This window comes from Neisseria viridiae, from assembly GCF_962747995.1.
Classification (GTDB): Bacteria; Pseudomonadota; Gammaproteobacteria; order Burkholderiales; family Neisseriaceae; genus Neisseria; species Neisseria viridiae.
Genome location: NZ_CAUJAJ010000026.1, coordinates 1 through 11,791, shown reverse-complemented (window position 1 = coordinate 11,791; position 11,791 = coordinate 1). Strand labels below are relative to the sequence as shown.

Below are 11,791 nucleotides of genomic sequence, written 5' to 3'. Positions count from 1 at the left end.
GGTGCTCATGGGAAATCCCCTAAATGTCTTGGTGGGAATTTAGGGGATTTTGGGGGATTTTGCAAAGGTCTCCTCATATGTGCAAATGCCCCGCAATGCGGGCAATTAAAAGCTTTTTTATAAAACTCAGGTGCGGTATATGCTGTCATTTCTGACATCTCCCTATCAATGTTAACAAAACAATATTTATTGGTTTCGATAAAGGTCGTCTGAAAAATTTTCAGACGACCTTTTATAGTAAATTCAAAAAACATGCCGTCATTCCCGCGCAGGCGGGAATCCAGACCTGCCCGCACAGGAACTTATTGGATAAAACGGTTTCTTCAACTTTACGTTCTGGATTCCCGCCTGCGCGGGAATGACGGTGCGGATGTTTTTATATCGAATCCGCCATATTTTTTACTTCAACCTTGCCGTCAGGCCGCGTTGTCGAAACCGCTGTGGCGCAAGAGTGCGTCTATGCGCGGTTCGCGCCCCCGGAAGGCTTTGAAGGATTCCGCCGCGCTGCGTGAGCCGCCGACGGCGAGGATTTCCTGCCAGAAGCGTTTGCCTGTGGCGGCGACGTCGCCGCTTTCTTCAAAGGCGGCGTAGGCGTCGGCGCTGAGGACTTCCGCCCACGCGTAGCTGTAATAGCCTGCGGAATAGCCGCCGGCGAAGATGTGGCCGAAGCTCAAGGCAAAGCGGTTGTATTCGGGCGGTTGGATAACGGCAACTTCTTCACGCACTTGGTCTAAAACCTGTTGCCAGTTTTTCAGACGGCCTTCGTCGCTTTCGCTGTAAATCATCATATCGAAGAGGGCGAACTCCATCTGGCGGACGAGGAACATTCCGCGTTGGAAGTTTTTGGCGGCAAGCATTTTGTCGAAGAGTTCTTTCGGCAGGGGCTCGCCGGTTTCTTCGTGGGCGGACATTTGCGCCAATACATTGTATTCCCAAACGAAATTTTCCATAAACTGGCTGGGCAGTTCGACCGCGTCCCATTCTACGCCGTTGATGCCGGACACGCCCAGTTCGTCCACTTGGGTAAGCAGGTGGTGCAGGCCGTGGCCGGTTTCGTGGAAGAGTGTGAGGATTTCGTCGTGGCTCAAACGCGCTTCCCTGCCGCCGACGGGCGGGGCGAAGTTGCAGACGAGGTAGGCGGTCGGCAGTTGCAGCGTGCCGTCTGAAAAACGGCGGCGGCCTTTGTAGTCGTTCATCCACGCGCCGCCGCGTTTGCCTTCGCGTGCGTACAAATCCATATAAACGCCGCCTATGGTTTTGCCGTTTTGCTCCAGCTCGAAGTAGCGCACGTCTTTGTGCCAGATGGGGACGGTTTTTTCGGTAAATCCGATGCCGTAGAGTTTTTTGATTTGGGCGAACAGTCCGTTTAATACTTTGCCGACGGGGAAGTATTTTTTGACTTCGGTTTCGCTGAACGCGTATTTGGCTTCGCGCAGTTTTTCGCCGGCGTAGCCCAAGTCCCACGGCTGCAAATCGGCGAGGCCGAGGTGTTCGCGGGCGAAGGCTTTGACTTCGGCGAGGTCTTTTTCGGCGTAGGGTTTGGCGCGGCGGGCAAGGTCGTGCAGGAAGTTTAAAACCTGTTCGGGCGTGTCCGCCATTTTGGTTGCCAGCGACAATTCGGCGTAGTTTTTGAAGCCGAGCAGTTTGGCGGTTTTCAGGGCGTTTTCGAGCGTGCGGTCGATGTTGGCGGTGTTGTCGAATTTGCCGTTGTCTGAAAGTTCGCTGGCGCGGGTAACGTAGGCGCGGTAGATTTGTTCGCGCAGTTCGCGGTTGTCGGCGTATTGGATGACGGCGAGGTAGTGCGGAATCTGTAAACCGATTTTGTAACCTGTTTTGCCTTCGCTTTGCGCGGCGGCGACAAACATCGCGAGCGCGTCTTCGGGAATGCCGGCAAGCGGTGCGGCATCGTCAAAGCAAATACCGAACGCGTCGGTCGCGTCTAGGACGTTTTGGGAGAATTTGGCGGAAAGTTGCGCGCCTTCGGTTTGCAGTTTTGCCAGTTCTGCCTGCTGTTCGGGCGGCAATTCTGCGCCGCTGAGGATGAAATCGCGCAGGTCGTGGTTGAGCTTGGTTTTTTGTGCGGGGGAAAGCGTTGCAAATTCGGGGGAATTTTTGATGGTTTTGAAGCGGTTGTATAAGGCAATATCTTGTCCGATTTCGGTGAAGAAGGCGGTGATTTCGGGCATTAATTCATTGTAGGCGGCGCGCAGTTCGGGCGTGTCGGCGACGGAGTTGAGGTGCGACACCACGCCCCAAATCCTGCCGACGCGTTCGGTAATGCCGGTCAGTTTTTCGACAGTGTTTGCCCAGTCGGTGTGCGTTTGCGCTTTGATAGCGGCGATTTGTTCGCGCGCTTCGGCGATGGCGGTTTGCAGGGCGGGTTTGATGTCTTCGGTTTTGATTTGGTCGAAACGGGGTTCTTCGCCCAAGTGGAGCAGTGCGTTGTCAGTCATAAGATGGGTTTCCTTTGTGTGTTGTGCTTCAGACGGCATATCGGCAATATGCCGTCTGAAGCCGGAAATGGTGCCGGACGGGGAAAGTTAAAGTGTTTCGGAGCCGGCGGGATGATTTAACAGGCGGTATTGTACGCGCAAAAATTCGTCCATAACCGCCTGTTGGATTTCCAGCCGCTTTGAAACGGGGGAGGCGAAGCGGACGATGATGCGGTATGCCTTGTCGTCGTACGGCACGCGGGTAACGCGCGGTTTGGCGGCGGGCGTGATAAACAGTTTTTCCGCCTGCACGTTTTCCAAATGCCGCTGGATGGCGGGGATGTAGGGCGCGCACAAGGGCTCGAGTACGGCTTTCAGACGGCATACGGCTTCATCCGAATCCAAATGGATGGGGACGGGGATTTCGACCGTATGGATGACATAGTCGCCCAAAATATTGTCGCGGCGCACGGGGTGGCTCAACAACAGGCTGTTGGGGAAAGAAACGGTGGTTCCCGCAAGCTGTCCGACCAAGGGGTTCGGGCCGACCTGCATCATCAGCGTGTTCAACAGGTTGATGTCGACCACGCGCCCGCGCAGGCCGTTGATTTCGATATAGTCGCCGACCGAGTATTGCTGGGTGGCAGACCTTAAAATACTGCCCGACAGACACATAATCAGTTCCTTCGTCGCCACGACGACCGCCGCCGCCACCGCAAACATCGACAAAGCCAGCGTTTGAATTTGCGCCGACCAGATAAATGCCAGCGAAAACAGCACCAAAAGCAGCGTTACATTGCGGCTGGCAACCAAAAACCGCCGCTTGCTTTCGATGCCGAAATCCGGATGCCGTCTGAAGTGGATATTCAACAGAAGGGCGCGCGCCAGCAGCAAAGCCGCAACCGCCGCCACGGATTCGGCCGCCTCCGCGCGTATCGGGACGGCATCGAGCCAAGTGTTCAGAAGATTCCATATTTCCATTTCCGCGCCCCTGTCCGAAAAGTATAGGGTGTAGATTTTAGTGGCAAAAAAACGCTTTTGCCACTTTGCCGGCAAATCCCGCGCCCGTACCGGCCGCCAATGCGCGGCCCGCCCTTTCAGACGGCATACGGATGCGGATAACGCTGAATCAGGCGGCAAAATCGGCTATAATACACAATTATATACGCCGTCCCGCCCGCTTTTTCCACAAGGTGCGGACTGTTTTGGCGGCATCGCAAAATCTTTTCAAAATCCGGCAAAAAATATGACTGAACAAAAACACGAAGAATACGGCGCCGACAGCATTCAGGTGCTCGAAGGCTTGGAAGCGGTACGCAAACGCCCCGGTATGTATATCGGCGACACGCAGGACGGCAGCGGCCTGCACCACATGGTGTTCGAAGTATTGGACAACGCCATCGACGAAGCACTGGCGGGACATTGCGATAAAATCACCGTAACCATCCATGCCGACCATTCCGTCAGCGTGGCCGACAACGGTCGCGGCATGCCCACCGGCATCCACCCGAAAGAAGGCCGCTCCGCCGCCGAAGTCATCATGACCGTATTGCACGCGGGCGGCAAGTTCGATAACAACAGCTACAAAATCTCTGGCGGCCTGCACGGCGTGGGCGTGTCCGTCGTCAACGCGCTGTCCGACTGGGTCACGCTGACTATTTACCGCGACGGCAAAGAACACTTCGTCCGCTTCGTGCGCGGCGAAACCGAAGAGCCGTTAAGGGTTGTCGGCGATTCCGACAAAAAAGGCACGACCGTGCGCTTCCTCGCCAGCGAGGAAACCTTCGGCAACGTCGAATACAGCTTCGACATCCTCGCCAAACGCATCCGCGAACTTTCCTTCCTGAACAACGGCGTGGACATCGAATTGATTGACGAGCGCGACGGCAAACACGAAAGCTTCGCCCTTTCCGGCGGCGTGGCCGGCTTCGTGCAATACATGAACCGCAAAAAAACGCCGTTGCACGAAAAAATCTTCTACGCGTTCGGCGAGAAAGACGGCATGAGCGTCGAATGCGCGATGCAGTGGAACGACAGCTATCAGGAAAGCGTGCAGTGCTTCACCAACAACATCCCGCAGCGCGACGGCGGTACGCACCTGACCGCGTTGCGCCAAGTGATGACGCGCACCATCAACAGCTACATCGAAGCTAACGAAGTGGCTAAAAAAGCCAAAGTTGAAACCGCAGGCGACGATATGCGCGAAGGTTTGACCTGTGTGTTGTCCGTCAAACTGCCCGACCCCAAATTCTCGTCGCAAACCAAAGACAAACTGGTTTCCAGCGAAATCGGCCCCGTCGTCAACGAAGTCATCAACCAAGCACTGACCGACTTTCTCGAAGAAAATCCGAACGAAGCCAAAATCATCACCGGCAAAATCGTCGATGCCGCGCGCGCGCGCGAAGCCGCCCGCAAAGCCCGCGAAATCACCCGCCGCAAAGGCGTGATGGACGGTTTGGGACTGCCCGGCAAACTCGCCGACTGCCAAGAAAAAGACCCTGCCTTGTCAGAACTTTATCTGGTCGAGGGCGATTCCGCAGGCGGTTCTGCCAAACAAGGCCGCGACCGCAAATTCCAAGCCATTTTGCCGCTCAAAGGCAAAATCTTGAACGTCGAAAAAGCCCGTTTTGAAAAAATGCTTGCCAGCCAAGAGGTCGCCACCCTGATTACCGCGCTGGGCGCAGGCATCGGCAAAGAAGAGTTCAACCCCGAAAAACTGCGTTACCACCGCATCATCATCATGACCGATGCCGACGTGGACGGCGCGCACATCCGCACCCTGCTCCTGACCTTCTTCTACCGCCAAATGCCCGAGCTGGTCGAACGCGGTTACATCTATATTGCCCAGCCGCCTTTGTATAAAGCGAAATACGGCAAACAGGAACGTTACCTCAAGGACGAGTTGGAAAAAGACCAATGGCTTTTGGGACTGGCGTTAGAAAAAGCCAAAATCGTTTCAGACGGCCGCACCATCGAAGGCGCAGAGCTTGCCGATACCGCCAAACAATTCCTGTTGGCGAAAACCGTTATCGAACAGGAAAGCCGCTTCGTAGACGAACTCGTCCTGCGCGCCATGCTGCACGCGTCGCCCATCGATTTGACGTCGTCTGAAAACGCCGATAAAGCCGTTGCCGAACTTTCCGGTTTGCTCGACGAAAAAGAAGTCTCCCTCGAGCGCATCGAAGGTCATGAAGGACACCGGTTCATCAAAATCACGCGCAAGCTGCACGGCAACGTCATGGTCAGCTACATCGAACCCAAGTTCCTCAACAGCAAAGCCTACCAAACCCTCACCCAAACCGCCGCCGCGCTCAAAGGCATGGTCGGCGAGGACGCCAAGCTTTACAAAGGCGAAAACGAGTACGACGTGGACAGCTTTGAAGCCGCTTTGGACATCTTGATGAGCGTTGCCCAAAAAGGTATGTCCATCCAACGATACAAAGGCTTGGGCGAGATGAACCCCGAGCAGCTTTGGGAAACCACGATGGATCCCGCCGTGCGCCGTCTGTTGAAAGTGCGCATCGAAGATGCCATCGCCGCCGACGAAGTGTTCGTTACCCTGATGGGCGACGAGGTCGAACCGCGCCGCGCCTTCATCGAAAACAACGCGCTGATTGCCCAAAATATCGACGCATAAGTGCCGTTTTAAAAAAGGAGACAGGCAGCCGTGCCGCGTCTCCTTTTGGTTTGTCAAACGGAAGCCATGCTGTCTGAAACCGCCTTTCGGAGCAAAACCATGATCAGCATTTTTGATATAGTGGATTAAATTTAAATCAGGACAAGGCGACGAAGCCGCAGACAGTACAAATAGTACGGCAAGGCGAGGCAACGCTGTACTGGTTTAAATTTAATCCACTATATTTTCAAAATTGGTATCGTGCCTTCCAGTTCGCATACGGTCGGCCCGATGAAGGCCGCCGCCGCCTTTGCCGCAGGCTTGGACGCGCAAACCGCCCGCATCGCCATCGACATTTACGGCTCGCTCGCACTGACGGGGCGAGGGCACGGTACGTTCGACGCGCTGATGCTCGGTTTGGAAGGCAGCTTGCCGCACGATATTCCGCTTGCCGACATTCCCGACCGCCTCGAGCGTATCCGCTCCCGGCACATCCTCCGCCTCAACGGACAAGAAATCCGCTTCATCCCCGACCGCGACCTGAACATACGCGGCAATCAAGTGCTGCCCAAACACACCAACGGCCTGCGATTTACCGCCTATGCTTCAGACGGCATCGTCTTGAAAGAACAGGTTTATTACTCGACCGGCGGCGGGTTTGTCGTTACCGGAGAAGATTTCGACCGGCAGGCGGAAACGGAAAAAACCGTTCCCTATCCCTATACCAGTTGCGCCGAACTGCTTGCCCAATGCCGTCTGAACCGGCTCGACATCTCCGAAGTCGTGTTGGCAAACGAGGCCGCGCTTGCCGGATGCAGTGAAACCGAGATCCGCCGCCGCGTTGCTGCCGTTGCCGAGGTCATGGAAGGCTGCATCAAACGCGGCTTGGGTGCGGACGGCGAACTGCCCGGCGGATTGAACGTCCGCCGCCGCGCCCCGCAGCTTGCCGCCAAACTCAAAGTCCTGCGCGAAACCGAAATCGTCAACACCCAGCTTTGGCCGATGGTGTACGCCATGGCGGTCAACGAAGAAAACGCCGCCGGCGGACGCGTCGTTACCGCCCCGACCAACGGCGCGGCAGGCATCATTCCCGCCGTATTGCACTATTTCCGTAAGTTCAATCCACACGCCACTCAGGAGCGTGTCGAAAACTTCCTGCTTACCGCAGGCGCAATCGGCATTCTCTACAAAACCAACGCCTCCATTTCCGGTGCGGATGTCGGTTGTCAGGGAGAAGTCGGCGTAGCGTGCTCGATGGCGGCGGGTGCATACGCCGAAGTCATCGGCGGTACGCCCAAACAAGTGGAAAACGCAGCCGAAATGGCGATGGAACACCATCTGGGTCTGACTTGCGACCCCGTCGGCGGACTGGTGCAAATCCCCTGCATCGAACGCAACGGCATCGCCGCCGAAAAAGCCCTCAAACTCGGCACGCTCGCGCTCTTGGAAGACGGCACGGACAAGAAAGTCTCGCTCGACGAAGTCATCCAAACCATGTTGCAGACCGGTCGGGATATGAAGGCGACCTACAAAGAAACCTCGCTTGCCGGACTCGCCGCCACGCTCCGGAAAAAAGCTATCCCCGTATCCGTGCGCGTGGTCGAGTGCTGAGGATGGACAGAAACGGAAATGCCGTCTGAAAACAGTTTTTCAGACGGCATTTCATTTATTTCTTGTGGGTTTACCGTTTCAACGCCAGAGTCAACACACCTGCCGTTACCAGTCCCAAGCCTATCCATTCCTGCGTACTGGGGCGTTCGTCGAGGAAGACTACTGCCATCAGGGCGACCAAGACCAGGCTGAATTTGTCGACGGGCGCGACTTGCGAGGCGTTGCCCAGTTGCAGGGCTTTAAAATAGGCGAGCCAGGATGCGCCGGTAGCAAGGCCGGATAGGATAAGGAATGTCCAGTTGCGGCCGGTAAAGCCGTTCACACCCTGCCATTTGCCGGTGTAGGTTAAAAACAATACCAAAGCGGCGAGGATGACCAAGGTGCGGATAAAGGTGGCAAAATCGGAATCTATCCCGTGTAAACCCATTTTGGCGAAGATGGCGGTCAATGAGGCGAAGCCTGCCGATGCCAATGCCCAAAACAGCCATGCGTTGCTGCTCATGTTTTCTCCTTGGATTGTGAACAATATGAACGGTATTTTTGTTGCAGCGTCAAAAATTTCACTGCGGGTTTGGTTCGGATAACGTTATAATATGCCTGATATTATTTTCAATCCACCTGTTTGTCGCCTGATGCTTTCAGACGGCATGTCCCTCCTCATTTCTAAAGGAAAATCATGAGCTTCAAAACCGATGCCGAAATCGCCCAATCCTCCACGATGCGCCCGATTGGCGAAATTGCCGCCAAGCTGGGTCTGAACGCCGACAACATCGAGCCTTACGGTCATTACAAGGCGAAAATCAATCCTGCCGAAGCGTTCAAACTGCCGAAAAAACAGGGCAGGCTGATTTTGGTTACCGCCATCAACCCGACTCCGGCGGGCGAGGGCAAAACCACCGTTACCATCGGTTTGGCGGACGCATTGCGCCACATCGGCAAAGATGCCGTGATTGCCCTGCGCGAACCTTCTTTGGGGCCTGTGTTCGGCGTGAAAGGCGGTGCGGCAGGCGGCGGCTATGCCCAAGTTTTGCCGATGGAAGACATCAATCTGCACTTCACCGGCGACTTTCACGCCATCGGCGCGGCAAACAACCTTTTAGCCGCGATGCTCGACAACCATATTTACCAAGGCAACGAATTGGACATCGACCCCAAACGCGTGCTGTGGCGTCGCGTGGTCGATATGAACGACCGCCAGTTGCGCAACATCATCGACGGTATGGGCAAGCCTGTTGACGGCGTGATGCGTCCTGACGGTTTCGATATTACCGTTGCCTCCGAAGTGATGGCGGTATTCTGCCTTGCCAAAGACATCAGCGATTTAAAAGAGCGTTTGGGCAACATCCTTGTCGCTTATGCCAAAGACGGCAGCCCCGTTTACGCCAAAGATTTGAAGGCACACGGCGCGATGGCGGCATTGCTCAAAGATGCGATTAAGCCCAACTTGGTACAAACCATCGAAGGCACGCCGGCCTTCGTACACGGCGGCCCTTTCGCCAACATCGCCCACGGCTGCAACTCCGTTACCGCCGCACGTTTGGCGAAACACCTTGCCGACTACGCCGTTACCGAAGCAGGCTTTGGCGCGGATTTGGGTGCGGAAAAATTTTGCGACATCAAATGCCGTCTGGCGGATTTGAAACCTGATGTGGCTGTTGTCGTCGCCACTGTCCGCGCTTTGAAATACAACGGCGGCGTGGAGCGTGCCAACCTCGGCGAAGAAAACCTCGAAGCCTTGGCAAAAGGTCTGCCCAACCTGTTGAAACACATTTCCAACCTGAAAAACGTATTCGGACTGCCCGTCGTCGTTGCGCTCAACCGCTTCGTGTCCGACTCCGATGCCGAGTTGGCCATGATTGAAAAAGCCTGCGCGGAACACGGCGTTGAAGTTTCCCTGACCGAAGTGTGGGGCAAAGGCGGCGCGGGCGGTGCAGACTTGGCGCGCAAAGTCGTCAACGCCATCGAAAATCAACCGAATAACTTCGGCTTCGCCTACGATGTCGAATTAAGCATTAAAGACAAAATCCGTGCGATTGCCCAAAAAGTGTACGGCGCGGAAGATGTTGATTTCAGCGCGGAAGCGTCTGCCGAAATCGCTTCACTGGAAAAACTGGGCTTGGACAAAATGCCGATCTGCATGGCAAAAACCCAATACTCTTTGAGCGACAACGCCAAACTGTTGGGCTGCCCCGAAGGCTTCCGCATTACCGTGCGCGGTATTACTGTTTCCGCCGGCGCAGGCTTCATCGTTGCGTTGTGCGGCAATATGATGAAAATGCCCGGTCTGCCGAAAGTCCCCGCCGCCGAGAAAATCGACGTGGATGCAGAAGGCGTGATTCACGGCTTGTTCTGAGCGGTTTTGAAACCGGATGCCGTCTGAAGCCGTTTCAGACGGCATTTTTTCGGAACGCGGGCGGCGGTATGCTATAATCCGCCGTTAAATTTCTCTATTTTCAGGAAAAAACATGAGTTTGAAATGCGGCATCGTCGGTTTGCCCAACGTCGGCAAATCCACCCTTTTTAACGCGCTGACCCAATCGGGTATCGAAGCGGCAAACTATCCTTTCTGTACCATCGAACCCAACGTCGGCATCGTTGAAGTCCCCGATCCGCGTATGGCCGAATTGGCAAAAATCGTTAATCCGCAAAAAATGCAGCCCGCCATCGTCGAATTTGTCGATATTGCCGGCTTGGTTGCAGGCGCGAGCAAAGGCGAAGGTCTGGGCAACCAGTTCCTTGCCAACATCCGCGAAACCGATGCCATCGTCAACGTCGTGCGCTGCTTTGACGACGACAACATCGTCCACGTTTCCGGTAAAGTCGATCCGATTGCCGACATCGAAACCATCGGTACAGAGTTGGCGCTTGCCGACCTCGCCAGCGTAGAAAAAACCATCGTCCGCGAAGAAAAACGCGCCCGTTCCGGCGACAAAGACGCGCAAAAACTGGTCGATTTGTGCAAAAAACTGCTGCCCCATCTGGACGAAGGCAAACCCGTGCGTTCCTTCGGTTTGGACGCGGAAGAACGCGCAATGCTCAAGCCGCTGTTCCTGCTGACCGCCAAACCGGCGATGTACGTCGGCAACGTCGCCGAAGACGGTTTTGAAAACAATCCGCACCTCGACCGCCTGAAAGAATTGGCTGAAAAAGAAAACGCCCCCGTCGTTGCCGTTTGCGCCGCGATGGAGAGCGAAATCGCCGAGTTGGAAGACGACGAAAAAGCCGAATTCCTCGCTGAAATGGGCTTGGAAGAACCCGGCTTGAACCGCCTGATCCGCGCGGGCTACGACCTCTTGGGCCTGCAAACCTACTTCACCGCCGGCGTCAAAGAAGTCCGCGCTTGGACCATCCACAAAGGCGACACCGCCCCGCAAGCCGCCGGCGTGATTCACACCGACTTTGAACGCGGCTTTATCCGCGCCCAAGTGATTGCCTACGAAGATTTTGTCTCGCTCGGCGGCGAAGCCAAAGCCAAAGAAGCCGGCAAAATGCGTGTGGAAGGCAAGGAATACGTCGTGCAGGATGGGGATGTGATGCACTTTTTGTTTAACGTGTAAACCCGGCAAAACGCTTTTCAGACGGCCTTTTTTTCAGCTTAAGGCCGTCTGAAGCCGGTTTTTGACGGTTCCGGCGTTTCCCGTGCCGCAGGAATAAAGCCGCATCAAAATAAAATCCCGCCCGATCGGCAAGCGTCTGACGGCTTGCCAAAAACAAGCCGCCCCGCCGTTACGGGAAGCCGTCCGGCATTCCGAATATCCCGATCCCCGATACAAAATGACCTTTCAGGCGGCATTTGCGTCGCCCGCCACGTTTTGGATTATAGTGAATTAACAAAAATCAGGACAAGGCGGCGAGCCGCAGACAGTACAGATAGTACGGCAAGGCGAGGCAACGCCGTACTGGTTTTTGTTAATCCGCTATAAAAACATTATGAGCCAAGCCTTACCTTACCGCCCGGACATCGACACATTGCGCGCCGCCGCCGTTTTGTCCGTCATCGTGTTCCATATCGAAAAGAATTGGTTGCCGGGCGGGTTTCTCGGTGTCGATATTTTCTTTGTGATTTCAGGCTTTTTGATGACGGCGATCCTCCTCCGCGAAATGTCCGGGGGGGGGGGGGGGGTTTTTTCCC

The 11,791-nt window shown here is 55.3% G+C and carries 9 protein-coding genes and 1 pseudogene; 6 read left to right on the top strand and 4 right to left on the bottom strand.

Annotation, left to right across the window (positions count from 1 at the left end; all coding sequences use genetic code 11):
* Positions 1–5 precede the first annotated feature (5 nt).
* From Q9J79_RS09995 to Q9J79_RS09985, 3 genes are all read right to left on the bottom strand, one after another.
* Positions 6–254, bottom strand: coding sequence for a hypothetical protein (locus Q9J79_RS09995; RefSeq protein WP_301912167.1), 249 nt, complete (start codon positions 252–254; stop codon positions 6–8).
* Positions 255–416: 162 nt separating this feature from the next.
* Positions 417–2,453, bottom strand: a complete 2,037-nt coding sequence (locus tag Q9J79_RS09990) for a M3 family metallopeptidase (RefSeq protein ID WP_301912168.1) — start codon at positions 2,451–2,453, stop codon at positions 417–419.
* Between the two features lie 87 nt (positions 2,454–2,540).
* Positions 2,541–3,413 (bottom strand): mechanosensitive ion channel family protein, encoded by an 873-nt coding sequence (locus tag Q9J79_RS09985; protein ID WP_301912169.1) that lies wholly within the window; start codon positions 3,411–3,413, stop codon positions 2,541–2,543.
* Positions 3,414–3,678: 265 nt separating this feature from the next.
* On the opposite strand from Q9J79_RS09985, the gene gyrB reads away from it, so the two are divergent.
* From gyrB to Q9J79_RS09970, 3 genes and pseudogenes are all read left to right on the top strand, one after another.
* Positions 3,679–6,069 carry a DNA topoisomerase (ATP-hydrolyzing) subunit B gene (gene gyrB / locus Q9J79_RS09980; RefSeq protein ID WP_301912170.1) on the top strand — a complete coding sequence of 797 codons (2,391 nt, stop codon included), beginning with the start codon at positions 3,679–3,681 and terminating at the stop codon, positions 6,067–6,069.
* A 116-nt stretch (positions 6,070–6,185) separates the two neighbouring features.
* A pseudogene (locus Q9J79_RS09975) lies at positions 6,186–6,326 on the top strand (IS5/IS1182 family transposase); the annotation flags it as partial.
* A 13-nt stretch (positions 6,327–6,339) separates the two neighbouring features.
* Positions 6,340–7,659: an L-serine ammonia-lyase gene (locus tag Q9J79_RS09970; protein ID WP_301912171.1), complete on the top strand. Its 1,320-nt coding sequence runs from the start codon at positions 6,340–6,342 to the stop codon at positions 7,657–7,659.
* 70 nt (positions 7,660–7,729) lie between these two features.
* Here Q9J79_RS09970 and Q9J79_RS09965 read toward each other — a convergent pair whose 3' ends face one another.
* Complete coding sequence (locus Q9J79_RS09965; RefSeq protein ID WP_301912172.1) at positions 7,730–8,161, bottom strand: EamA family transporter; 432 nt, start codon at positions 8,159–8,161, stop codon at positions 7,730–7,732.
* 174 nt (positions 8,162–8,335) lie between these two features.
* On the opposite strand from Q9J79_RS09965, the gene Q9J79_RS09960 reads away from it, so the two are divergent.
* The 3 genes from Q9J79_RS09960 to Q9J79_RS09950 form a co-directional block, all read left to right on the top strand.
* The gene (locus Q9J79_RS09960; protein ID WP_301912173.1) at positions 8,336–10,012 is read left to right on the top strand and encodes a formate--tetrahydrofolate ligase; all 1,677 of its coding nucleotides are present in this window, start codon (positions 8,336–8,338) and stop codon (positions 10,010–10,012) included.
* Positions 10,013–10,124: 112 nt separating this feature from the next.
* On the top strand, positions 10,125–11,216 hold the full coding sequence (gene ychF, locus Q9J79_RS09955; protein WP_301912174.1) for a redox-regulated ATPase YchF: 1,092 nt from the start codon (positions 10,125–10,127) through the stop codon (positions 11,214–11,216).
* A gap of 373 nt (positions 11,217–11,589) precedes the next feature.
* The coding region (locus Q9J79_RS09950; protein WP_369524927.1) for an acyltransferase family protein at positions 11,590–11,791 on the top strand (202 nt) is incomplete at its 3' end.